This is a genomic window from Burkholderia sp. ABCPW 111 (assembly GCF_000773065.1).
Classification (GTDB): domain Bacteria; phylum Pseudomonadota; class Gammaproteobacteria; order Burkholderiales; family Burkholderiaceae; genus Burkholderia; species Burkholderia savannae.
Window position 1 is genome coordinate 120,940 of sequence record NZ_JPWT01000132.1, and the last position, 25,700, is coordinate 146,639.

General features: G+C 72.2%; 8 protein-coding genes. All 8 read right to left on the reverse strand.

The genetic code is table 11. The features are described from left to right. Positions 1–495: 495 nt before the first annotated feature. The 8 genes from X946_RS28765 to X946_RS28805 all read right to left on the reverse strand — a co-directional run bounded on the left by X946_RS28765 (position 496) and on the right by X946_RS28805 (position 25,679). A complete protein-coding gene (locus tag X946_RS28765; protein ID WP_038755247.1) occupies positions 496–1,791 on the reverse strand; it encodes an O-acetylhomoserine aminocarboxypropyltransferase/cysteine synthase family protein in 1,296 nt (431 codons plus the stop codon). Positions 1,792–2,081: 290 nt separating this feature from the next. After that, positions 2,082–2,474 (reverse strand): VOC family protein, encoded by a 393-nt coding sequence (locus X946_RS28770; RefSeq protein ID WP_038755249.1) that lies wholly within the window; start codon positions 2,472–2,474, stop codon positions 2,082–2,084. Between the two features lie 860 nt (positions 2,475–3,334). Then, positions 3,335–6,283 carry a salicylate synthase gene (locus X946_RS28780; protein WP_038755251.1) on the reverse strand — a complete coding sequence of 983 codons (2,949 nt, stop codon included), beginning with the start codon at positions 6,281–6,283 and terminating at the stop codon, positions 3,335–3,337. A gap of 15 nt (positions 6,284–6,298) precedes the next feature. Further along, the gene (locus tag X946_RS28785; RefSeq protein ID WP_038755252.1) at positions 6,299–7,066 is read right to left on the reverse strand and encodes a thioesterase II family protein; all 768 of its coding nucleotides are present in this window, start codon (positions 7,064–7,066) and stop codon (positions 6,299–6,301) included. Further along, the gene (locus X946_RS28790) at positions 7,063–8,181 is read right to left on the reverse strand and encodes a Gfo/Idh/MocA family oxidoreductase (RefSeq protein ID WP_038755253.1); all 1,119 of its coding nucleotides are present in this window, start codon (positions 8,179–8,181) and stop codon (positions 7,063–7,065) included. Before X946_RS28790 ends, X946_RS28785 begins: the two co-directional genes overlap by 4 nt. Beyond that, positions 8,178–18,056, reverse strand: coding sequence for a type I polyketide synthase (locus tag X946_RS28795; protein WP_038755254.1), 9,879 nt, complete (start codon positions 18,054–18,056; stop codon positions 8,178–8,180). Before X946_RS28795 ends, X946_RS28790 begins: the two co-directional genes overlap by 4 nt. Further along, entirely contained in the window at positions 18,049–19,281 is a 1,233-nt protein-coding gene (locus X946_RS28800) for an MFS transporter (protein ID WP_038755255.1), read from the reverse strand. The genes X946_RS28795 and X946_RS28800 overlap by 8 nt, the downstream gene beginning before the upstream one ends. After that, positions 19,278–25,679 (reverse strand): non-ribosomal peptide synthetase, encoded by a 6,402-nt coding sequence (locus X946_RS28805; RefSeq protein ID WP_038755256.1) that lies wholly within the window; start codon positions 25,677–25,679, stop codon positions 19,278–19,280. The genes X946_RS28800 and X946_RS28805 overlap by 4 nt, the downstream gene beginning before the upstream one ends. Positions 25,680–25,700 lie beyond the last annotated feature (21 nt).

Genomic DNA, 25,700 nt, shown 5'->3' on the forward strand with positions numbered 1-25,700 from the left:
GAAGCGGCGAGGAGGGTGGTGGCGCGGAAACGAGCGCGCGCCGGCAGTGTGCGTCGCGCGGCTTCGCCCGTCACTTCGAGCGTCGGCGGACGTATCGTGTCGAGCCGACGAGCCGACGAGCCGACGAGCCGACGAGCCGATGAACCGACGGACCGACGGACCGACGAGCCGATGAACCGGCGCACCGACGGACCGACGGACCGACGCACCGACGCACCGACGCACCGACGCACCGACGCACCGACGCACCGACGCACCGACGCACCGACGCACCGATGCACCGATGCACCGATGCACCGAAGAACTGAAGAACTGAAGAACTGAAGAACTGAAGAACTGAAGAACTGGCGGAATAGAGGGACACCGCAACACCGCAACACCGCAACACCGCAACACCGCAACACCGAAACACCGAAACACCGACGCGTCGACCACTGCCGCTGCGCCTTGCGCCGCGAATCGAACGCGCGGACGTTCGATTCGCGTCGTCGTCGTTCACACTTTCGCGAGCGCCTGATCGAGATCGGCGAGCAGATCGTCGATATGTTCGATGCCGATCGACAGCCGCACCGTCTCTTCCTTCACGCCCGCCTTCGCGAGCTCTTCCGGCGACAACTGGCGGTGCGTCGTCGAAGCGGGATGCGTCGCGAGCGACTTCGCGTCGCCGATGTTGACGAGCCGCGTGAAGAGCTGCAGCGCGTCCTGGAACGCGGCGCCCGCGGCGCGCCCGCCCTTCACGCCGAACGTGAGGATGCCCGGCGCGCGGCCCGACAGATAGCGGCCGACGAGCGCGTGATCCGGATGGTTCGGCAGCCCGGAATAGTCGACCCATTCGACCTTCTCGTGCCGAGCGAGATGCTGCGCGATCTTCAGCGCGTTGTCGCTGATGCGGTCGATGCGCAGCGCGAGCGTCTCGATGCCTTGCAGGATCTGGAACGCGTTGAACGGCGAGATCGCCGCGCCGGTGTTGCGCAGCGGGACCACGCGCGCGCGGCCGATGTACGCGGCCTCGCCGAACGCTTCGGTGTAGACGACGCCGTGATAGCTGACGTCCGGCTCGTTCAGCCGCTTGAAACGGTCCGCGTGCGTCGCCCACGGGAACTTGCCCGAATCGACGATCGCGCCGCCGAGGCTCGTGCCGTGTCCGCCGAGATACTTCGTCAGCGAATGCACGACGATGTCCGCGCCGTGCTCGAACGGGCGCAGCAGATAAGGCGTCGGCACCGTGTTGTCGACGATGAGCGGCAGCCCGTGGCGATGCGCGACGTCGGCGAGCGCGGCGATGTCGGTGATGTTGCCGAGCGGATTGCCGACGGATTCCGCGAAGATCGCCTTCGTGCGTGAATCGATCAGCGCCTCGAATGCGGCGGGGTTGCGCGGATCGGCGAAGCGCGTCGTGATCCCGTACTGCGGCAGCGTGTGCGCGAACAGGTTGTAGGTGCCGCCGTACAGCGTGCTCGACGAGACGACGTTGTCGCCCGCTTCGGCGATCGTCAGGATCGAATAGGTGACGGCCGCCTGCCCCGACGCGAGCGCGAGCGCGCCGACGCCGCCTTCGAGCGCCGCGACGCGCTGCTCGAGCACGTCGTTGGTCGGATTCATGATCCGCGAATAGATGTTGCCCTGAACCTTCAGATCGAACAGGTCCGCGCCGTGCTGCGTGTCGTCGAACGCGAACGCGACCGTCTGGTAGATCGGCACCGCGGCGGCGCGCGTCGTCGGATCGGGGCGATAGCCGCCGTGCACGGCGATGGTTTCGAGGCGCCAGTCGGCGGATGCGGGTTCGGTCATGATGGGTCTCCGGTCGGCCTGTTTTCGTGAAGGTGTCGGCCGATTATAGGAGCCGCGGTTGCGCGCTTTTAGCTTGTTTGGTGACAAGCTTATGCGCGGGCGGGAGAAATGCCGCGGGCGGCGTGCGATGCGGGGCGCAATGCCGCGCGGAAGGCGGACGGAAGGCGGGCGATGGATGGCGCGCCGGGCGCGAACGTGCCGGATGTGCGCTTTTGCCGCTGGATGGTTCGCGGGTTCGCGTGCGCGCTCGTTCTTCCGCTGCGCGCACGTGCCCGCGTCGCGCGCGAGCGTCAGCCGTCGACGTTCGCCGCGAAATTCAATTCGACGCCGTTGCCCGCCGGATCGTCGAAGAACAGCTGATGCTGGCGCGTGAGCGGCACGTCGGCGCTCGAAAACCGGATGCCGAACCGCTGCAGGCGCGCGATCGTTTCCGGCAGATCGCTGCACGCGAACGCGACATGATCGAACGTGTTCGTGACGTTCGGCGCGCGCGATTCGCCGGGGCTCGCTTCAGACAGATGCAGCACGGCCTGCGCGCCGGCATACAGCCAATAGCCGTGGCTGCGGAACGGCGGGCGATCGCCGGGCCGCAGTCCGACGACGTCGACATAGAAGTCGCGCAGCGTATCGAGGAGCGGACGCGGCGCGCGCAGATTGTAGTGATCGAGGCCGGTGACGGACATGGCGGGCGGGCAGCTGGCTGGAGAATGGACCCGAAGCGGTCATTCTAGCGCGCGCCGGAGGGCGGCGTGACGGCGTGCGTCGAATCGGCGGACGCGCGTGCCGGCGATCGATTCGCCGCTTGCAACGCCGGCGAGGCGAGTTGCGCCGGGCGCGACGATGCTTCGAAAGATGCCGCTCGTTCGCTGGCGACGGTCGTGCATTCAAGACCGGCGACGACGTGCGGGGCATTCGGCGCGCACGCCGCACGCGTGCACGCTTGCCGGAGACGTCGGCTTCACGATGTCTCGCGCGAAGCACGGCGGCGCTTCGGCGCGCGCGGCCCGCACGCCGCACGCGTGATGTCGCACGATGCGCGAATGTGCAGCCGCTTCGCGGTTTTTCGTGTCTCGGCGCGAGGAACCGCATCGTTGCGATGCGGCACGCTGTCGACGGGCGGCACGCGATGCGTCGCGCCGCAAGGGCGCGGCGCGCGATCGGCGCGGCCGTATCGAAGGCACGCGGCATGCGCACTTGCGAACGCCGGCTTGCGCATGCCGATGCTTGCGCAAGCCGCTCGTGCGACTCATCGGCGATGGGCGATCGAGGCGTGCGCCGGCCGGGCGCCGACAGGCTCGGTACGGTCGGGCGACGCGACATGTCGCCGTGCGATGCGGCGTTTCAAGCGCTTCCGCTACACTGCGCCGCATCGCATCGCATCGCATCGCATCGCATCGCATCGCATCGCATCGCGTCGCGTCGCATCGTACGCACCGCATCGCGCCACGCCACATCACCACATCACCACATCACATCACATCACATCGCAAAGCAAAGCAAAGCAAAGCAAAGCAAAGCAAAGCAAAGCCGCGCCTCCCCACACCTACGCGTCCGCCCGCCCCCGCAGATGACGCGCGACCGAAGCGAGCTTTTCGCAAGTCTCCGTCCATTCGCGCTCCGGCGTCGACAGCGGAACGAGCCCCGCGCCGGCCTGCAGCCAGCAGCGCTCGCCGTCCCGATACACGGAGCGCAGCACGAGCGCCGCGTCCATCGCGCCTTCGCTGTCGACGACGAACACGCAGCCGCTGTACAGGCCGCGCAAGCGCCGTTCGTGGCGCCGGATGCTGTCGAGCGCTTCCCGCTTCGGAATGCCCGACGCCGTGACGGCGGGGAACAGCTTCTCGAACGCATGCCACGCATGGCGGCCCGCCGCGAGCCGCCCGCGCACGCGCGACGCGAGATGCTGGACGGTGCCGCGCCGGTAGACGCTCATGAATTCGCTGACGCCGAGCGAATCGGCGTCACAGACGGACGACATTTCGTCCATCGCCAGTTGCACCGATACCGCATGTTCGGCGATTTCCTTCGCGTCGCGCAGCAGTTCGCGCCGCAGGCGCGCGTCTTCGGCGTCGTCGCCCGTCAGTGCGCGCGTGCCGGCGAGCGGCTGCGTGCTGACGAAGCCGTCGGCGCTCACTTCGACGACCGTCTCGGGGCTGAAGCCGTAGGCTTCGAAAGCGCCGTCGCGAAGCAGGAACGAGCGCGCCGGCGTGTTCGTCCGGCGGCCCGCGACGTAGCTCGACACCGTGTCGAGCGATGCCGGAACCTCGACCGCGCGCGACAGGATCACCTTCTGATACGCGTCCGCCTGCATCTCGCGCACCGCGGACGCGACCTGCTCCTTGTATGCGGCGGCGTCGCGATCGTCGTCGATCGCCTCGAGACGCGCGCCGGACTCGGCGTCGCGCGCGGCGTCCTGCGTCATGACCAGCTCGGCGAGCGTCGCGAGCGCGTCGGGCTCCAGGCTGCGGATCAGCGCGCGGCCGCTCGACATCCGGATCTCGCTTTGCGGAATCGCGAGCCGCAGCAGCGGCGCGTCGCCGCGCGCGCCGGCGACGCCGTACGTCAGATGCGCGAACTCGAAATGGGCGCGGCCGTACGCGCGCCATGCGTCGATCCCGACGTCGGCGAGCGCGGTCGCGATCGCGTCGCACGGCGGCACGTTGCGCCAGCATGCGCCGTCGCTGCGGCGCACCGCGCCGTCCGGCTCGACAATCACGCTCAACGCCGAATCGATGCCGACGCTCCATTCGCCGTCACGCTCGTAGAGCGTGCAATGCCGGCTCGGCAACGCGCGCATCACGCGCGACGCGAGCTCGAGCGGCTCGCTTCGCACGCTCAGTTGCCGCTCGACGTAACGCCGCGCCGGGGCGGCGTCGCGCGCGCGGGCGAGCGCGATCAGGCGCTGCTTGTCGATCTTGCCGACCGACGTCAACGGCCAATGCGCGGCGATTTCGATCTGGTCCGGCTGCTTGAATTCGCTGAGCCCGCGCGCGCGCAGCGCCTGCTTGAGCGTGGCGGCGTCGAGCGCATCGCGCTGCGGGCGCACGAACGCGCAGATGCGCTCGCCGAGCAGCGCGTCGGGAACCGCGACGACGGCCGAATCCTGCACGCCCGGCAGCGTATTGAGCAACTGCTCGATTTCCGCGGCGGAAATTTTTTCGCCGCCGCGATTGATCTGCTCCTTGATGCGGCCTTCGACGATCAGGTTGCCGGCCGCATCGCGGCGCACGAGATCGCCGGTGCGGTAATAGCCGTCGGCCGTGAAGCTGCGCGCGTTGTGCTCCGGCGCGCGATAGTAGCCGCGGATCGTGTACGGCCCGCGCGTCAGCAGCTCGCCGATCTCGCCGGCGCCGACGTCGCGGCCGTGCGCGTCGACGATGCGGATGTCGTCGCGCGACGACAGCGGCCGCCCCTGCGTGTGCACGATCGTATCGAGCGAATCGTCGAGCCGCGTGTAGCAGAGCAGCCCTTCGGCCATGCCGAACACCTGTTGCAGACGGCAGCCGAGCACGTCGGGCAGGCGGCGCGCGAGCGGCGGATCGAGCCGCGCGCCGCCGACCTGGACGAGCCGCAGGCTCGACAGATCGCTGCGCTCCCATTCGCGCGCCTGCGCCCAGAGCTGCGCGAGCGGCGGCACGAGCGCGACGTGCGTGACCCGCTCGCGCGCGATCAGCGGCATCGCTTCGTCGCAGCTCGCCGTGTCGGACAGCACGACGGTGCCGCCGCGCGACAGCGTGCCGAGTATGCCGGGGCACGCGAGCGTGAAGTTGTGCGCGGCCGGCAGCACCGCCAGATAGACGCTCGCTTCGTCGAGCCGGCAGAGCTCGGCCGACGCGCCGAAGTTGTACGCGTAGTCCGCATGCGTGCGCGGAATCAGCTTCGGCGTGCCGGTCGTGCCGCCGGACAGGAGCAGCAGCGCGACGTCGGCCGGCGCGGGCGGCGTCAACGCGCGCGGCGGCGCGTCGAGCGACGCGAGCGGCACGATGCGTTCGTCGCCGTGCCGGCCCGGCCCGCCGTCGACGACGACGCGGCGCAGCGACGGATGCGCGTCGAGCATCTCGACGGCGAGCGATCGCGCGTCGACGCCGTCGGTTTCGTCCGCGACGAAGTAGGCGGCGGGCTCGGCGATGCGGCAGAGCGCGTCGATGTCGCGCGAGCGCTGCGTCGGCATCGCGAGCACGGGCACCACGCCGAGGCGAAAGAGGGCGAAGCAGACGGTGCCGAACGCGATCCCGTTCGGCAGCTGAACCATCGCGCGGTCGCCGGGGCGCAGGCCGAGCCCGTGCAGCCCGGCCGCGAGCCGATCGACGCGGCGATCGAGCGCGGCGAACGGCACGCGCTCGCCGCCCGCGACGAGCGCGGTGCGCGTCGCGTGATCGGCCGCCCAGCGGCGCAGATGCTCGCCGAGCGGCAGCGCGGCGCCGGAGTGGTCAGGGGCGGCCGCGACGGTGCGGGCCGTTTCGTTCGGATTCGGATGAAGAAGAGTTTCCATGAGCTTCTCTGAGGGTCACACACATGCGGAAGTCGACTCGAGCCGGCGCAGGATCTGTTGCAGAAACGCGCGCGGCCTGCGGGTCGCGTAGAAGTGGTCGCCGGGCATCGCGATCGGCTCGTCCGCGTGAGCGAGCCAGTCGCGCCACGCGGCGACTTCGTCGCGCGACGCCTCGGCGTCGCGGCTGCCGTAGACGAGCAGCGTCGGCGTGTCGATACGGCGCCGGGCGGCATGCGGCGGGCGGCGATAGGCCTCGGTGATCCGGAAATCGGCGCGCAGCATCGGCAGGAAGATCGCGAGCAGCGACGGATCGGACAGCAGCGTCGGGTCGCTGCCGCCGATCTCGACGAGCTGATCGACGAACGCGCGGTCGTCGAGATGGCTGAGCAGGCGCCGCCCTTGCAGGTGCGGCGCGTGGCAGCCGGACAGCACGAGCGCGAACGGCGGCGCGCCGCGCCGCTCGAGGCGCTCGCAGGTTTCGAACGCGACCTGCGCGCCCATGCTGTGGCCGGCGAGGATCAGCTTGCCGGGCGACGCGCGCGTGTCGATCAACTCGTCGGCGAGCTGATCGGCGAGCCCGCCGATGTCGTCCGCGGCCGGCTCGCGCATCCGGTGGTCGCGGCCCGGATAGATCGCGAGCGCGACGTCGACGCCGAAATCGTCGACCTGGCGCCAGTCGCGGAACGCGCTGCTGCTGCCGCCCGCGAACGGGCACATGACGAGCCGCCACGCGGCCGGCTCCGGCGACGCGATCCATGGGCGCAGCATCCGCCGCTCGTTCATGCCGCCACCTGCTCGTCGGATTGCGCGTCGACGAGCGCGCGCGGATCGATCGCCGGCGGCGGCGCGACGCTGCGCTCGCGCGCGGGGCCCGCGCATTGCAGCGCCTTTTGCCAGACGCGGGCGAGCGCGAGCTGGTAGGCGGCGTCGAACGCGGCGGGCGGCGGCGCGCCGTCGAGATGCCGGCGCAGCGCGTGCAGCACGTGCGCGACGCCCGCGGGGCCGTCGGCCTCGAGCGCGTCGCGCCAGCTCGCCGGCGCGGGATGCAGCGGCAGTGCGGGCGGCAGGTCGAGATGCGCGCCGTCGGCGCCCGTCGTCCGGTACGCGCTGCGCTGGCTGTCGCGATGTCGCGGGTCGTACAGCGCGGCGGTCCAGACGACCGGGCCGTAGCTTGCCTCGAGCGACAGATAGCCGGACGGCCAGCCGAGCGTGAGCTGATGCATCGCGAGGCTGTGCAGATCGGGATCGTCGGGATCGAGATAGGTCTGCAAGCGCAGCGTCGCGCGGCATCCGGGCAGGCCGATTCGCAGCGTGCGGAACGCGGGATCGTCGTCGGCGGCGCCGTCGACGGTCGCGTCGACGGCGCCGCTCGCCTGCAGCAGCAGATCGAGCGACGAATAGAGCAATTGCCGGCTCGTGGCGAGGTGCGCGAAATGCGCGGGCTCGCCGCCGAGCGCATGCCGCACGCGCCGCGCGCGATCGATCCAGCAGCGGCCGGCCGGCGTGTGCGCATAGAAGCTGTTGACCCAGTGCGCGCATTCGCGCTGCGCGGCGAGCCGTTGCAGGCGGGCGATGTCGTCCGGATGCAGCGGATGCTCCTGCACGACGTGCACGCCGCGTTCGAGGAACGCCTGCGCGAGCGACGTGCCGGCGCCGCCGACGACCGTCGAGCGGACGACCACGCACGCGATGTCGATGTCGCCCGGCACCTCGTCGATCGACGTGTAGAGCGGAATGCCGAACGCGTGAGCCAGTTGCCGCGCGCGCGGGCTGCCGTTCGCGAGGAGGCCCGCGAGCTCGAGCCCCGGCTGCGGCGCGAGAAACGCGTTCAGATAGGTTTCGCCGAATTTCGCGCCGGCGACGAGTACGCGCCTGTTGCGCGCGTGAGTGGATTTCATGCGACTTTCTCCTGCGGGCGGCGATGGTCGTCGCGCCACTGCCGGAACAGGGCGGCGACATGTTGCGCTCGTGCGTCGTCCATCACGAGCGTCCAATGGTCTGCGTCGAGCGTGTGGCGTTGCGCGTGCGCGCCCCAGCCGTGCCAGTCGCGCTCGGCCGGCTGCCAGACGGACGGGCGATGCGCGGCGGCGATCCACAGGCAGCGGATCGGCAGCGGGGCGGGCGCGGGGTGGCGCGCGAGCAGGCCGAGCAGATCGCCGATGCGTGCGAGCCAGCGCTCGCCGTCGGCGGCGTTCGAGCGTTCGGGCAGCAGCCCGGCCGCCTGCGCGGCGTGGACGAAGCATGCGGTCTGCTCGTCCGCGTCGCGCTGTTCGAGATCGTCGGGCAGCGGCACGGCGACGCGCCCTCGTGCGAGCAGACGCAACAGCGATGCGCGATCGGCGTGGCGGAAATCGTCGCGGCACACGGGATCGAGCAGCACGAGTTCGACCGTCTCGCCGCGCGCGTGCAGCAGGCGCGCGGCCTCGGCGGCGACGGTCGCGCCGTACGACCAGCCGATCAGCGTGTACGGCCCGTGGGGCTGCGATGCGCGCATCGCCTGCACGTAACGGCCGGCGAGCGCGCCGAGATCGGCGGGCAGCGCGGCGTCCGGCGCGCGCAGGCCGTGGACGCGGCAGTCGAGGCGGCGCGCGAGCGTCACGTACGCGGCGAGCTCGCCGTCGGACGCGTGGAACACGAACACGCGCGCCGGATCGCGTCCTTCGGCAAGGGGCACGACGCAGTCGCCCGCCTGCGCTTCGGTCGCCGGCGGCGCGGTCAGCGTCGCGCAGAACGCGCCGAGCGTCGGCTGCGCGAAGAGCGCCTGCAGGCTCGCGCCGCGCATGCCGCCGCGATTGAGCTGCGCGATCATGCGCGTCGCGATCAGGCTGTCGCCGCCCGACTGGAAGAAGTCGCTGTCGCGATGGATCGGGCACTTCAGCAGCGCCTGCCATGCTTCGCCGACGCTGCGCTCGAGCGCGGCCTGTGCGTGCGGGTCGCGCGGCGGCGCGACGGGCGCGCGCGCCGCGCGGGCCGGCGTTTCGTCGGCCGCTTCGCGATGCCGCTCGGCGACGCGGTCCGCATATCGATCGATGCGCTCGCATTGCCGGATGCGCGCGGGCGGCAGCGCGCGGCCGAAGCGCGCGCGCAGCTCGCGTTCGAGCGCACGGGGCTCGAGCCGGCCGACGTGCGTCGCGCGCGCGAGCACGAGATGCTGGCGCAGCGGGCTGCGTTCCTGCTCCGGCCACGCGAGCTCGACGGTGAAGCCCGCCTGCCCGAGCGCGTCGCGCCATGACGGCAGATCGAGCATCGGCTTGTCGTCGGCCGTGCGGAAGTCTTCGTAGCCGTTCAGGCCTTCGATGAAGCCGATGCTCGCCATCTGCAGCGCGCTGTCGCGTTCGGTCGCCTCGATCATCAGCAGGCGGCCGCCCGGCTTCAGCAAGCGCCCGAGGCGGCGCAGCGAGCGCACGACGTCGCTCGCGTCGTGCAGCACGTTGACCGCGACCACGACGTCGTAGCCCGCTTCGGGATGCGCATCGAAATCGACCGGCGCGTTGATGTCGAAGATCGCGTAGTCGAGCTTCGCGTGATCGGCGAAGCGTTCGCGCGCGGCGTCGAGGAACAGCGTCGACACGTCGGTGAAGCGGTAGCCGTGCAGCCGGCCGTCGAGCGCGGGCACGAGATGGCGCGTCGTCGCCGCGGTGCCGGCGCCGACTTCGAGCACGCGCAACCCGCCCGCCGGCTCGCCGAGCGCGCGCGCGATCTGCGCGGCGCTTCGGTTCAGGCAGTCGATCGCCGGATTGTCGCTGTACAGCGCGCGGGTGACCGCATCGTCGTCGTCGAACAGCAGCGCGAGCGGCGCTTGCGTGCCGTCGAACAACGCGTCGTGGCGCGCGATGCATGCGTCGAGATACGCGCCGAGCGCGCGGCTCCAGTCGGCTTGCGGCAGCGCTTCGGCCGCATCGGGAACCGCATCGAGCGCGCGCTCGCAGACGAACGCGTCGCCTTCGCGCCGCAGCCAGCCGCGCTCGCCGAGCGCGATCAGCCATTGGCGCGCCAGCCGGCGATACTGCGGCAGCGCGCGCAGGCGCGATTGCACGTCGTCGAGATCGTGGCGCTGCCCGGCTTGCGCGAACAGGCCGTGGCGATTCAGCGTCCGGGCGATGCCGTGCAGCGCGCGCGCTTCGAGCCAGCGCCACGTCGCGTCGATTTCCGCGAGCTGAGCGGCGTCGAGCATCGGCAGCGCGGATGCCAACGCCAGCGGCGCGTCGAGCGACGGCGGCGGCGCGCCGCATGCGTGCGCAGCGCAGACGACGATGTCGAGCGTGCGTCCGTCCTCGGCGAGCGCGGCGTCGGCGTCGGCCACGCCGTGCTGCGCGCGCAGTGCGTCCTCGATGTCGCGCAGATCGACGCCGGCGTCGACCGGGTCTTCCGAATCGCCTGCGTTGCCGACATGCAGCGGCCAGCGCCGACGTTCGAAATCCGCCCATGCGCCGTCGTCGCGCAGCTTCGCGAGCCCCGGCTGCATCATCCGCTCCGGTTGCGCGGCGGCGCCGCGCAGCAGGCACCGGTAATCGTCGAACATCGCCTGCGCGGCGCCGGGCGCGAGCACGTCGTCCATGCAGTACCAGCTGAACACGAGATCGCCGTCGACTTCCATCACCTGATGGTCGAGCCAGACCTGCGGCGTCTGCGTGAACACATGAACGGGCTCGCCGAACAGGCTCGTCATCGCCTGGTCGATGCTCAGGCCGTCGAGCGACATCCCGAGCATGCTCGTGAACACGACCGGCATCAGCGGCCGGCGCGGATCGTGCGCGCGGCCGCGCGACAGCTCGCGCATCAGCTCGACGCCGTTGACCTGGCTGTGCGCGAGGCGCTGCCAGAGCCGTTGCTGCGTGCGCTCGATCGTGTCGCGCAGCGTCGGCCCGCCGCCGAGCGCGAAATCGATCAGCAGCACCGACGTGAAATCGCCGATCAATTGGGAGACCTGCGGATGGTCGGGCCGCCGGTTGAAGAACGTCAGGTTCAGCGTGAAGTCCGGATGCCGGCTCCAGCGTTCGAGCGTGTGCGCGAAGAGCGCGAGCAGCGCGGCCGACGGCGTCGCGCCCCAGCGCTGCCATTCGCGTTTGAGCGTGTCCCAGTCCGCGCGCGCGAGGCGCGCCTGATACGTGGTGAAGCGGGGCCGCGCATCGTCTGCGCGCGCGGGCGCGAGCGGCAGCACGGGCGCGGGCGGCAATTGCGGCAGCGTGCGCTGCCAGTAGCGCCACGATGCCTGCCAGTCGGGCGCGTCGCGGCGTGCGTGCTCGGCGAGCACGTAATCGCGGAACGTGATCTGCAGCGGCTCGAGCGCCGCGCCGCGATACGCGCTCGCGAGATCGTCCATCATCACCTTGAAGCTCTGCACGTCGAACAGCAGCAGGTCGAGGTTCATGTGGAGCCGGTAGCGCGTGTCGTCCAGCTCGGTCACGACGAGCTCGAAGAGCGGCCAGCGGTCGGCGGGCAGCACGCGGTACGACAGCTCGTCGCGGGTGCGTTCGAGCGCGCGCGCCTGCTCGTCGGCGGCGGCGCGCGTCAGGTCGCGCCGCTGCGGCCGGTATGCGGGCACGTCGCGCAGAATCCGCTGGCGGCCGTCGGCGTCGACGATCATCCGGAGCATGTCGTGGCGCGCGACGAGCGCGTTCCACGCGGCCTCGAAGCGCGCGAGGTCGAACGTGTCGTGCCGCATGTCCCATTCGAACAGCACGTGGCACGCGACGCCGCCGTACGCGATCAGATCCGTGCGGCCGAGCCAGTACGCGTGCTGGATCGGCGTCAACGGGAACGGCTCGAAGCGGTTCGCGGGATCGTGGACGAGGACGCCCGCGGCCGGATCGGGCGCGCCGGCGCCAGCGGGCGCGGATTCGGCGATCAGGCGGCCGATTCCGGCGACCGTCATGTCGCGGTACGCGCGCTCGGCGTCGAGCCTCACGCCGAGCTGCGACTCGACCGCGCTGCGCAATTCGAGGAACAGCAGCGAATCGAGGCCGAGCTTCAGCAGATCGCGTGTCGGCGTGAGCTGCGCGAGGTCGTCGAGCTTCAGTTGCGCGGCGATGCGCGCGGTCAGCCAGCGGCAGACGGCCTCGACGTCGCGCGGATCGGGGCGCTCGGCGGCGAGCGTTGCGCCGGCGGCGGCCGGTGCGCAGGATTCGGCGGAAACCCCCGCCGCCGGGTTGCGCGCGAGTCGGGCGGGCGATTGATCGGCGTCGGTGCCGAACAGCGCGCGGCGGCCGGCGTCGAGCCGCTCGTGCAGCACGCGCATCGCGAGCCGGTACGGCGCGCCGCGCATCACGGCCTGTTCCAGATGCCATAGGCCCTCCGCGGTCGACAGCACGCCCATCCCGTTTTCCGCGAGCTTGCGCTGCAACGCGGATTGCGCCGCGCGGCCGGCTTCGCCCCACGCGCCCCATGCAACGGAGATCACGCTCGGCGTTTCGTCGCCGGCGTGCGCGTCGGCGAGCCCGTCGAGATACGCGCTCGCGAGCGCGTGCGCGCCTTGCCCCGGCGCGCCGAGCGCGGCGGCCGCCGACGAATAGCAAACCAGATAGCGCGCGCCGTGCGCGCCGAGCCAGTCGCGCAGCACGCGCGCCGCGTCGGCCTTCAGCGCGAGCACGGGCGCGACGCGTTCGGCGTCGAGCGCGGCGAGCGGCGCATCGTCGAGGATGCCAGCCGCATGAATCGCGCCCGCGACGCCGCCGTCAGCGTGCAGCGCGTGCAATGCCGCCGCCAGTTGCGCGGGCTCGGCGACGTCGCAGCGCACCCAGCGCAATTCGCCTCGATGCTGCGCGGCGATTTCGCGCTGGAACGCGGGCCAGTCGTCGTGCGCGCGCGGCGCGACGAGCGCGATGCGGCGCGCGCCGTGGCGCGCGAGCCAGCGCACGCTCAGTCGGCCGAGGCCGCCGAACGCGCCGGTGACGACGTGCCAGCGTTCGTCGGCGAACCCGCCGGCGGGCAACGCGGGCGCGGCGTAGGGCTGAGCCGCGAGCGACGGCGCATGCACGCGGCCGTCGCGAACCGCGAGCCAGCGCGCGCCGTGGCCGAGCGCGCCGAGCGCCGGCGGCAGATCGCGCCATGCGGCGTGCGGATGCAGATCGATCGCGGCGAGCATGCGGTCCGGCTGCTCGGCGGCCGCGACGCGCAGCAGCCCCCAGGCGGCGCGATGGGCGGGCGCGACGGGATCGTCGGCGCGGATCTTCCATGCGCCGCGCGTCACGACGACGAGCGGCGCACGGCTTGCATCGGACAGCGCGTCGAGCAAGGCGGCGGCGACCTCGTGCGGCGAATGCGCGTCGGAGTCAAGCACGAGCAGCCGGCACTCGGCGCTCGGCGAGACCGGGACGCCCGCCGCGCGCAGCGTGTCGGCGAGCGGCGCGGATTCGGCGTGCAAGGCGATGTCGCTCGCATCCGGCGACGCGTCGGGCACGGGCCGCCAGCGCCAGCCGTAATGCGTGTCGCGCGCCGGCTGCGGCGCGGGCAGGTCGCGGGCGTCGGAGCCGGAGCCGCCATGGCCGGAGTCGGCATTGGCGTCGGCGTCGAGCGGCCGCCACGCGCCGGCCTCGTCGCGCGCGTCGAGCGCGATTCGCGCCGCGCCGAACAGGCTGCCGCACCAGCGCAGGCGCACGAGCGTGAGCCATGCGGGCGCGCATTCGGGCGCACGAATCGCCGGAGCCGCCCAGCCGCCGCCGTGGCGGGCCGCCAGTTCCGCGGCGCTGCGCGCGAGCCGTTGCCGCCACGCGTCGCGCTCGCCCGCGCAATCGGACCAGTCGGCGAGATAGACGCCGTCGTCGGTGAGCGGCTGGCCGACCAGCGGATCGGCGTCTTCGTCGAGCCACGAGGCGGCGCTCGCCGGGCGGCCCGGCATGCTCGCGAGCACGATGTGCTCGCTGATGCCGGACGTCGGCGCGCCGTCGTCCGGCAGCCAGTCGACGCGCTCGAAGCCCGCCTCGACGCATTGCGCCTTCCAGCGCGCGGTCGACAGGAACAGCTCGCCGCCGCGCGCGTCCTCGTCGTGCAGCGGCAGCACGAGCGGGCCGAACACGAAATCGAAGAGCCGCATCGGCCGCGTGATCTCGCGCATCAGCAGGCGGCCGCCCGGCTTCAGCAGCGGCGCGAGGTTCGCGAGCGTGCGGCCGACGTGCTGCGTCGCGTGGATCACGTTCGCCGCGACGATCAGATCGTATGCGCCCGCTTCGAAGCCTTGCGTTTGCGCATCTTTCTGCAAATCGAACACGCGATAGTCGACGCATCCGTGAGCGGCGAATTTCTGCTCGGCGCGCCGCGTGAAGATGGGCGAGATGTCGGTGAAGTCGTAGCGCACGTTCGGCGCGCCGTCGAGCTCCGGCAGCAGCCAGGCGGTTGTGCCGCCCGTGCCGCCGCCGACTTCGAGGATTCGGAACGGGCGATGCGCGCGCCGGCCCGCCTGCCGCTCGCGGACGAGCCCCGCGACGACGCCCGCGGCGATCTGGTTGAAATAGCGGCCGAAGCTGAATTCCTGATACAGCACCTCGACGCCGCTCGACGCGCTGTCCGGGAAGATCACCGCGACCGGCTCGATGTCGCCGCGCATCATCGCGTACAGGCTGTCCCCGGCGCGCGCGACGGTGTCGGCGATCGCGTCGAAGCCTTCGCAGCACTCGCGCAGGATTTGCAGCAGCGCGTCGCGATCGGCGTGCGGCACGGCGAGCGTGGGGGCGGGGGCGTAGCGGTCGCCGTCGCGGCGGTAGTAGCCGTCTTCGACGCATGCGTTCAGCAACCGCACGAGCAACTGGCGATGACGCGGCAGCAGACGGCCCGCGCGCAGGATGCCGAGTGCGCTCGCGCCTTCGTCGAAGCGCTCGCCGACGCAGCGGCGCACGAGCCGGTCGACGTAGATCGCATGCAACTGCGTGACGCAATCGTAGAGCCGTTGCAGGCGCGGCAGATCGAGCGAGGTGGCGGCCGTGGCCGCGATTCGCCGGCCTTCGGCGAGCGCGAGATCGAAATCGCCGCCGTGCGCGGCGGGCGGTGCGGCGGCCGCCGCCGGCCGCGCGTCGCGCCAATAGCGCTCGGTATCGAACGGATAGCGCGGCGCGTGCAGCTTGCGGCCGGACGAAGGCAGCACCTTCGCCCACGGCAGCGCGACGCCCGCCGCATAGAGCTCGAGCAGCGCCTGCCGCGTTTGCGCGAGCGCGGGTTGCCGCCGCCGCGCGCTCGCGATCCAGCGCGCGCCCGGCTGCGCGCCGCGCAGGCCGATGCCCGTCAGTTGCGCATCCGGCCCGAGTTCGAGAAACACGTCCGCGCCCTGCGCGAGCGCGTGACGGATCGCGTCGGCGTAACGGACCGGCTCGCGCATGTGCCGCCGCCAGTAGTCGCGCGCGTTGAGCCCGTGCGCATCGATCGGCCCGCCGAGCAGCGTCGACACGAGCGGCACGCGGCCGGGCGCGGCATTCAGCTGCGCGGTCGCGCGCTCGAACGCGTCGAGAACCGGATCGAGCAGCGCCGAATGCGCGGCGCCCGTCACCGCGAGCCGCGCGTGCCGGATGTTGCGCGCGACGAGATCGGCCGCGAGCGTGTCGATCGCATCGCTTCGGCCGGAGAACACGAGATGGCGTTCGTCGTTGTACGCGGCGACGTCGACGCCGGCGCACGCCGCGAGCGGCAGCAACGCGTCGGCGCCGGCGAACGCGGCGAGCATCGCGCCCTGCGCGCAGCGCTGCATCAGCGCGCCGCGCAGCCGGACGAGCGGCATCGCCTGCTCGATCTCGTAATGCCCGGCGACGACCGCGGCCGCGTATTCGCCGACCGAATGGCCGATCACGAGCTGCGGTTCGAGACCGAGCGCCCGCCAGTGCGCGGCCATCGCGAGTTCGAACGCGACGATCGCGGGCTGCGCGTAGTCCATCCGTTCGAGCAGATCGCCGCGCTCGCCGAACATCGCGTCGCGCAGCGGGACGTCGAGTTCGCCGTCGCAGGCCGCGAAGCAGCGATCGAGACACGCGGCGAACGCGCTCGACTGCCGGTAGAGCGTCTGCCCCATGCCCGGCCAGTGCGAACCCTGGCCCGTGAAGAGCCAGGCCATCTGCCCGGCTTCACCGCTGCCGCGATGGACGAGCGCATCGTCTTCGCCCGCCGCGAACGCGTCGAGCGCCGCGATCGTCTCTGCGCAGAACGGCACCGCGAGCCGGTGCGGCAGATCGAGCTGCCGGCCGTGCAGCGCGGTGTGGAGCAGGTCGCGCGCGTTCGCGCGCTTCAACGCATCCGCATAGCTGCGCGCGAGGCGCTGCAGCGCCGGCTCGCTCGCCGCGCTCAGCAGTAGCGCCGCGCCCGCGTCCGGCTGTGCGTGGCTGTCGTCGCTTTCGCTCTCGCTTTCGCCTTCGCTTTCGGTTTTGCCGTCGCCATTGCAGTCGATGTCGCCATTGCCATTGCCATTGCCGTCGCCATTGCCGCCGACGGCCGCGCGCAGCGCGTCCGGCAGCGACGCGACGACCATATGGCAGTTCGTGCCGCCGATGCCGAACGACGACACGCCGGCCACGCGCGATGCGTCGTTCCACGGCTGCGCGTCGGTGGGCACGAAAAACGGGCTGTCGTCGAGGCCGAGCGCCGGATTCGGCTTGCGCAGATGCAGGCTCGGCGGAATCGCGCGCCGCTCGACGGCAAGCACGGCTTTCAGCAGGCTCGCGATGCCGGCGGCCGTGTCGAGGTGCCCGACGTTGCCCTTGACCGAGCCGAGCGCGCAGCGCGGCCCTTCGTCCGCCCGATGGAAGACGCCGCGCAATGCTTCGAGTTCGATCGGATCGCCGAGCGGCGTGCCGGTGCCGTGCGCTTCGACGAGGCCGATCTGCGTGCTGTCGACGCCCGCGAGCATCAGCGCGTCGCGAATCGCGTCGCGCTGGCCGGCCGCCGACGGCGCCGTGTAGCCGACCTTGCGGTCGCCGTCGTTGTTGATTGCGCTGCCGAGCAGTACCGCGACGACGGGGTCGCCGTCGCGCAGCGCGTCGCCGAGCCGGCGCAGCACGATCGCGCCGACGCCGTTGCCGGCGAACGTGCCCTGCGCGTCGGCGTCGAACGGCCGGCAACGGCCGTCGGGCGAGAAGATCATGCCCGGCTGATGCAGATAGCCCGCGTGCTGCGGAAACGACACGGCCGCGCCGCCCGCGACCGCCATGTCGCATTCGCCGGAGCGCAGGCTCTCGCATGCGAGGTGCGCCGCGACGAGCGAGCTCGAGCACGCGGTCTGCACGGCGAGCGCCGGCCCGCGCAGGTTCAGCTTGTACGCGACGCGCGTCGCGACGTAGTCCTTGTCGTTGCCCATCAGCGACTGCAGGCCCTTGACCTGCGCGACTTCGGCGATCCGCAGCGGTTCCTGGCCCGGATACGTGCTCACGCGCGCCGAGCCGAACACGCCGGTGCGATGCGCCACGTTGCGCGGCGCGTAGCCCGCGTGCTCGAGCGCATGCCAGACGATCTGCAGGAAGAGGCGCTGCTGCGGGTCGATCGATTCGGCTTCCTGACGGGAATAGCCGAACAGCGCGGCGTCGAACGCGTCGGCGTCGCGCACGACGGTGCCGACATTGACGAAATTCGGCGCATCGATCGTCGCGGCGTCGAGGCCCGCGTCGAGCATTTCCTGCCGCGTGAAGCGGCGGCTGCATTCGGCGCCGGCGAGCAGGTTGCGCCAGAACGCGTCGCTGTCGTCCGCTTCGGGGAAGCGGCATGCGTGGCCGATCACGGCGATCGGCTCGCCGTGCGGGTAGTGCGTCGCGAGCAGCGCGTCGAGGTCCGCGGCGGGGCGCGCGGACGAGGTGGCTTTATCCATGACTGGTTTCGAGAGAGGGTTCGTGAACGGCGGGTGAGGGCGCGGCCGCGGCAGGCCGCGCGAGCCGGCGGCACAGCCGGATCGCGGGCCACAGGCTCGCGACGGCCAGCGCGGCGAGCAACGCGAGCACCGGGCGATAGCCGGTGACGTCGCTCACGCGCAGCACGGCCATCGACATCAGCATGGCGACGGCCATGTCGGTCGACTGGAACAGCGCATAGTCGGATGCCGGCTGGTGAGGGCGGGTGAGCCCCATCAGCACGTTGTAGAGCGTGACGAAGCCGATCGCCGCCGCGACGTTGACGGCGCCGAACGCGAGCGTCCATTCGCGCACGCCGAAACGCGGATAGCCCGCGGCGAGCACGCCCGCGATCAGCGGGAACGAGAGCATCACGGGCAGCACGCAGCGCCATGGGCCGAAGCGGCGCATCGCCCAGCCGCCGAGCGCGATGCCGACGCCGCTCGCGACCGTGCTGTAGATCGTGACGACTTCGCCGAGCGCGCTGAGGCCGAGCCCCGCGTCGACGAGCAGCACGGTTTGCAGCGCCATCAGCCCGCGCATCGCGACGAGGTAGACCGCGGTCAGCGCGAGCGCGGGCCCGATGCCGCGCAGATCGCGCCACCGCAGTCGCGGACGCGCCGAGCCTGCGGGCGTGGCTTGCATCGGCTGCCGGATCAGCAGCGGCGGGATCGCGAGCAGCAGCGACAGCGCGGCGATGGCCGCGAAGCCGTAGCGCCATCCGGCATGCTCGGTGATCGCGAGGAACACGAACGAGCCGAGCGGAATGCCGAGATAGCTGCCGCCGACCTGCGCGACGTTCGCGAGCGGGCGGCTGCGCGCGTCGGTCGTGCAGATCGCGATGCCGTTCGCATAGATGCCGTGGCTCGCGGACAGCAGCGACAGCAGCGTCAGCGCCGCGACGATCGCGCCGGCCGCACGCGCCGGCGGCAACAGGCCGATGCATGCGATGGCGGCCGCCATGCAGAGCTGCAGCGCGACGAGGCTGCCGAGATAGCGGTTGCCGCGCAGCGGCCGTGCATGACGCTCGCACCACGGCGCCCACAGGAACTTGCCGACCCACGGCAGCATCGCGAGCGACAGCCAGCTCAGTTGCGCGAGATCGGCGCCCGCATGCCGGAAGTAGCCGACGACGCCCTGCATGGTCAGCGCGCTGACCATGCCCTGGTGCGCGTAGTACGACCAGTACGGCAGATAGCGCTTCATGCGGCGGCTCCTCGCCGGCGTTGCAGATTCGCCTTGCGTTGATCGAGGCGCGCGCGGCGGTTCGCGTCGTCGGCCGCGGCGGGCGCGCTCGCGCCGCCGAGATGCGCGGCGAGCGCGTGCGGCGACGCGTGCGTGAAGAGATCCGTCACCGCGAGCGACGCGTAGCCCGCGTGCCGGAGCCTGACGTGCCATTGGACGAGCTCGAGCGAAGTCGCGCCCGCCTCGAAGAAGCTCTGCCGCGCGGCGATCGGCAGGCCGAGCGTTTGCTCGAAGTGCTGGCGCAGCCGGCCGACGAGCGCGGCGTCGACGGGCGTGTCGCCGCGGGCTGCGTCGATCGGCGCGGCGGCGGCGTGCGTCGAGCGCGCGGCGTGCGTCGCGGTCGCGATGTTCGCGGCGGCGGGCGCGTCGCCGCGCGGTGTCCGCGCGCCGGCCTGGCCGACACGCGGCACGAGGACGTCGAGCGGCAGCCGCCACGCCGATGCGTCTGACGCGAGCCGCTGCAGCAGCGCGACGTACTGATCGAACATCGCGCGCAGCCGATCGGGCTCGAACAGCGCTTCGACCGCATCCCAGTTGAAGCGCAGCTCGCCCTCCGATTCGTACACCTGGTGATCGAGCCAGACCTGCGGCGTCTGCGAGATGCCCCATCGCGGTTCGAGCCAGGACGCGTGCGCGAGGAAGCGGTCGTGCTCGAAGCCGAGCGCGCTCGTGAACACGACGGACATCTCGGCGGCGGCGCGGCCGTGCCGCTGCGCGAGCTGGCGCATCACCCAAAGCGCGGACACGTCGCGGTGCGCGAGGTCTTGCCACAGCCGCTGCTGCAATCGCTGCGCGCTCGCGAGCCAGTTGTTCGCGGGCTGCCACGCGAGCAGCAGCAGCGACGTGAAATCGCCGAGCACCTGCTCGATCTGCGGATGGACGGGCTGCCGGTCGAACAGCGTGAGGTTCACGCACAGCTCGCGCTGCGCGCTCCACGCGGACAGCACGGCCGAGTACGCGGCGAGCAGCAGTGCCGACGGCGTCAGGCTCGCCGCGCCGGCGCGCGCCTTCAGCGCGTCCCATTGCGCGCGCGTGAGCCGCGCCGACAGGCGCGCGAAGCGCGGCGTGCCGATTTCGCCGGGCGCGCGGCGAAGCGGCAGTTGCGGCGCGCACGGGAGATCGTCGAGCCGGCGCCGCCAGTAGGCGAGCGACGCTTCGCTCGCGCGGCGGCCGGCGGCGTGCGTCACGTAATCGCGAAAACCGATCTCGAGCGGCGGCAGCGCGCGATCGGGCGCGACGTACAGCTGTTCGAGCTCGGCGAGCAGGATCTGCATGCTGAGGCCGTCGAGCAGCAGATTGTCGAGGCATACGTAGAGCCGGCTGCGCGCGCCGCCGTCTTCGGCCGCCTGCACGTCGAACACCGGCCAGCGCGCCGGGTCGAGCACCTGGTGCGCGAGCCGCTCGCGCAGCGCGATTGCGTCGGGACCATCGAGGCTCGCGACGCGATGGCGCGCGAGGACGAACGGCGGCGCGTCGGCGAGCACTTGCTGCCGGCCGTCGCGCACGACCGCGCGCAGCATGTCGTGACGCGCGATCAGGCGGTTCCACGCCGCCTCGAAACGCGCGACGTCGAGCCGCTCGACTTCGAATTCGACGAAGAAGTGCGAGCCGACGCCGCCGAGCGCGAAGCCGGCCTGGCGGCCGACCAGATACGCCTGCTGGACGTTCGTGAGCGGGAACGGCGCGAAGCGCGACGCGGCGTCGCGCCGCAACGCGGCGGCCGCCGGCTCGGCGCGCGGGCGCAGCGTCGCGGCGAAGGCGGCGAGCGTCGGGTAGTCGAACAGATCGCCGAGCCGCGCCGCGTAGCCGGCCCGATCGAGCTCGCCGATCACGCGCGTCGCGAGCAGGCTGTCGCCGCCGAGTTGCAGGAAGTGGCTGTGCCGATGCACGGCATCGATCTGCAGCAGGCGTCGCCACACGTCGGCGACGGCCGTCTCGATTTCGCCCTGCGGCGCTTGCCGCGCGGCGTCGGCAGCGGCGGCAGCGGCGGGTGAGCAGTGCGAGAGGAGCGCCTTGTGATCGATCTTGCCGTTCGCGGTGAGCGGCAGCGCGTCGATGAAATGCAGGCGCTGCGGCAGCATGTACGACGGCAGCTGAGCGGCGAGCGCTTCGCTCAGCTTGCGCGGATCGGGCGTGCGCACGACGGCGGGCGCGCGCAGCACGAAGCGCTGGTGCGCGCCGACGTCGTCCGCCTGCTCGCACGCGAGCCCGCGCGCGTCGAACGCGCGCCGCCAGTCTTGCGCGCCGCGCAGGCCGTGCTGCGCGGCTGCGCCGTGCGCGAGCAGGTCGGCGCTGACGAGCGCGAGCGCCGACGCGCGACGCAGCTCGGTCACGTAGACGAGCGCCGACGGCGCGGCCAGCGCGGCGAGTTCGCCGAGCGCGGGCTCGCCGAGGCGGTGCAGCGCGTTGTTGGCCCAGATCGCGTCGGCGGCGTGCGCGAGGTCCTTCAGCGCCGCGGGGTCCGCGCGCCGCGCTTGCGCATGCGGGAATTCGGCGAGGCGCGCCTGGGCGCGCAGCACCATGTCCTGCGATGCGTCGATAGCCGTGTAGGTGAGCTGCCGCGCGTCGAGACGGCGCAGCAGCGCCTCGCCGAACATGCCGCTGCGCGCGCCGGTCTCGACGAGTCGCACGGGCCGCGCGAGCGTGCGGGACAGCGCCGCGAGCGCGGCGGCGAGCGCGTCGATCGTCTGTCCGGCGCCGTCGCTGCGCAGCAGCAGCGATTCCGGCGACCAGAACGGGTGATCGAGCAGCGTGTGCGCCGGGCGCTGCCCGCGCAGGATCGCGGCGAGCGCGTCGTGGTGGGCGAGCAGCGCGTCCGCGGTCGTGAACAGCGGATCGTCGGCGCGCGGCCGGCGGCGCGCGCCGTCGTGGCGCGGGCCGCGGCGGTATGCGCCGCGCTCTTCGGCGACGCGGCCGTGCGCGGCGAGCAGCGCGAGCCAGCGTGCGAACAGCGCGCGCCACGCCGGCTGCGCGCCGTATCGCGCGAGCGCGGCGTCGACGTCGAGCGGCGTGTCGAAGATCACGCCTTCGCGTTGCAGATGGTCGTGCAGGAAATCGGCGACGAGGCGCTCGACGTCCACATCGGATTTCGCGATCGCGGCGGGGGCGTCGCAGGCGGCGGCGTTCGCGCGCGGGTCGCCGCCGGTGTCGGCATCGGCATCGACATCGACATCGGCGGAGCGGGCGTCGTCGCCGTTCGCATCCGCATCCGCATCGGCGCTTCGCGCGATGCCGGATGCGTCCGGCGGCGCGAACCATGCGCGAAAGTCGGACGGCCATGCCGGATCGGCGCGCCGTTCGTCGAACAGCGCGTCGCCCGACGGCACGACGAACGCGGCGAGCGATTTGTCGCGTTCGCCGAGCGCGAGCGCGATGCCGGTCTTGACGCCGTCAATGCGATTGAGCGCCGCGTCGATCTCGCCGAGTTCGATCCGATAGCCGCCGATCTTCACCTGCTTGTCGCGCCGGCCGAGAAACTCGAGCGTGCCGTCGGGCCAGTAGCAGCCGAGATCGCCCGTCCGATACCAGCGCCCGTTCGCGTCGTCGACGAACTGCCGCGCCGTTCGCTCGGCGTCGTTGAAGTAGCCGAGCGCGACGCCTTCGCCGCCGATCCACAGCTCGCCCGGCACCCAGTCCGGGCAATCGCGGCGCTGCTCGTCGACGACGCGGTAGCGCTGGTTCGCGAGCGGAAAGCCATAGGGGATCGAGCGCCATTGCGGCGGCACGTCGCCGACGTCGTATGCGTTCGACCAGATCGACGCCTCGGTCGCGCCGCCCATTGCTACGAGCTCGCCGTCGGCGCGAAACGCGCGGTAGCGCGCGGGCAGGTCGAGGCCGATCCAGTCGCCCGAGAGCATCGCGATGCGCAGCGCCGACGGCGCGCCGAGCGCGAAGCCGTCGGCGTACGTGAGCAGCATGTCGAACAGCGCGGGCACGCTGTTCCATACGGTCACGCGATGGCGGTCGATCAGTTCGCACCACGCGGCGGGGTCGCGCCGCTGCGCTTCGTCGACGAGCACGAGCGCGCCGCCCGCCGCGAGCACGCCGAAGATGTCGTAGACCGACAGATCGAAGTGCAGCGCGGACAGCGCGAGCACACGGTCGCCCGCGCCGACGCGGTAGCGGCGGGTGAGCTCCGCGCACGTGTTGAGCGCGCCGCGATGCGGGATCACGACGCCCTTCGGCGTGCCGGTCGAGCCGGACGTGTAGATCACGTAGGCAGGCGTGCGCGGATCGACCGCGACGGGATCGCGCAGCGCGTCGGCCGCGATCGCGTCCTGCCACGCGAGGTAGCGCGCCGGATCGTCCGCCGCCGCGACCGCCGACGGATCGTCGCGACACGCGAGCACGAGCTTCACGCGCGCGTCGTCGTAGATCTTGCGGCGCCGCTCGTCCGGCTGGTCGAGCGGCACGGGCACGTAGACCGCGCCCGCGTGCAGCGCGCCGAGCACCGCGACGATCTGCCCGACGCCCTTCGACATGCTGACGGCGACCGTGTCGCCCGCGCGCACGCCGCGCGCCGCGAGCGCGCCCGCGCAGCGGCGCGCCTGCTCGGCGAGCGTCGCAAAGCTGAGCCGCGCGTCGCGATGGATCAGCGCGACGGCGTCGGGCGTGCGCGCGGCCGCGTCGAAGAAGCCGTCGTGCAGGCGGCCTTCCGGCACCGGCCGCGCGGTGTCGTTCGCGCGCGCGCGAGCCGCGCGCTGCGCGTCGGGCATCGGATCGGGCAGCGGCTTGCGCCATGCGTCGGGCTCGCGCACGAGGCGCCGCACGAGCGCGACGTACGCGTCGAACAGCGCGTCGACGAGGCCCGGCGGAAACAGCGCGTCGATGCTGTCCCATTGCAGCCACGCCGACGCGCCGTGCTCGAACGCGAGATGGTCGATCCACACCTGCGGCGTCTGCGAGATGCCCCACGCGGGCTCGCCGAGCGCCGCGGCGGTGTCGCGGCCGTACAGCGGCCGGCCGAGATTGCTCGTGAACACGACGGGCGCGCCGTACGGATGGCGTTGCGCCTTGCGCAGCTCGCGCAGCAGCTCGACGCCGGACCAGCGGCGATGCTCGTAGGCGTCGGCGAAGGTCGCCTGATTCTCGCGCGCGAGCGCGTCGAACGGCTCGCCTTCGGCGGCCAGATCGATCAGCAGGATGTTGGTGAAATCGGCGATCATCCGCTCGACGGCCGGATCGAGCGGCTCGCGGTCGAACAGCGTCAGATTCAGCAGCAGGCGCGGCTCGCCGCTCCAGCGCGCGAGCACCGCGCCGAAGCACGTCGCGAGCGCCATCGTCGGCGTGACGCCGGATGCGCTCGCGTGCGCCTTGAACGCGCGCCAGTCGGCGTCGACGAGCTCCGCGCGGCGGCGGCGGAAGCGCACCGGCGCGACGCGCTCGGGCTCCTGCGCGAGCGGCAGTCGCGGCGCGGCGGGCAGCGCGGGCAGCTTCGCGCGCCAGTAGCGTTGCGCGGCGTCGCGCGCGGCCGCGCCGTCGTGCGCCAGTTGCGCGACGTAGCCGCGAAAGTCGTAGCCGCCGCCGACGTCCGGCAGCGCGCGGCCGCCGACGAGCGCCGCGAGTTCGTCGAACACGAGCGTGAAGCTCGCCGCGTCGAGCACGAGCAGATCGAGATCGACGTGCAGGCGATGCCGCCCGCCCGGCAGCAGCGACAGCTGGAAGTCGAACGTCTCGCCGTGCTCGACGTCGAGCACGCGATGGCCGAGGCGTTCGCGCAACGCGGCGAGCGCAGCGTCGCGCGCCGCTTCGCCGCATTCGCGCAAGTCGTGCACGGCGACGCCGGGCCAGCTCGAGCGCGCGCGCCATTGCTGGCTGCCGTCCGCGCGGAACGCGACGCTCAGCATTGGATGACGGGCGATCAGCGCGCGCACGGCGGATTCCAGCCTGTCGGGCGTGAGCCCCGCGCCGTCGAATTCCTGATACAGATGGCAGCCGACGCCGCCGAGCGGCTGCTGCGCGGAGCGGCCGACGAGATACGCATGCTGAACGGGCGTCAGCGAGAACGCTTCGCCGTCGCGCATCGTCGGCCACGAGCGCGGCGCGGCGGGCCGCTCGACGGCGCGCGCAGGGCTGCGCCGCATCAGCGCGAGCCAGCCGGCGAGCGTCGGCTCGCGGTACAGCTCGCGCAGCGTCAGCGTATGGCCGCGCGAGCGCAGCCGGTTCAGCCACGCCATCAGGCGCATCGAGTCGAGGCCGAGCTGCAGCAGGTTCGCGTCGGCGTCGAGCCGTTCGGGCTCGACGGACAGATCGGCGGCAAGTTCAGCGGCAAGCTCGGCGCGCAGCGATGCGCCGTCGAGCGCGACGCGGTCGGCTTCGGCGGCGGGATCGGAGGCGAGGCTCGTGTGAAGGTCGGACATGAATGAAGCTCTCGAGTCGGT

Excerpts from the sequence above, each read along its gene's own strand:
- X946_RS28795 (WP_038755254.1), bottom strand. The coding sequence starts at position 18,056 with ATGGATAAAGCCACCTCGTCCGCGCGCCCCGCCGCGGACCTCGACGCG.
- X946_RS28785 (WP_038755252.1), bottom strand. The coding sequence starts at position 7,066 with ATGAACGAGCGGCGGATGCTGCGCCCATGGATCGCGTCGCCGGAGCCG.
- X946_RS28800 (WP_038755255.1), bottom strand. The coding sequence starts at position 19,281 with ATGAAGCGCTATCTGCCGTACTGGTCGTACTACGCGCACCAGGGCATG.
- X946_RS28780 (WP_038755251.1), bottom strand. The coding sequence starts at position 6,283 with ATGGAAACTCTTCTTCATCCGAATCCGAACGAAACGGCCCGCACCGTC.
- X946_RS28805 (WP_038755256.1), bottom strand. The coding sequence starts at position 25,679 with ATGTCCGACCTTCACACGAGCCTCGCCTCCGATCCCGCCGCCGAAGCC.
- X946_RS28765 (WP_038755247.1), bottom strand. The coding sequence starts at position 1,791 with ATGACCGAACCCGCATCCGCCGACTGGCGCCTCGAAACCATCGCCGTG.
- X946_RS28770 (WP_038755249.1), bottom strand. The coding sequence starts at position 2,474 with ATGTCCGTCACCGGCCTCGATCACTACAATCTGCGCGCGCCGCGTCCG.
- X946_RS28790 (WP_038755253.1), bottom strand. The coding sequence starts at position 8,181 with ATGAAATCCACTCACGCGCGCAACAGGCGCGTACTCGTCGCCGGCGCG.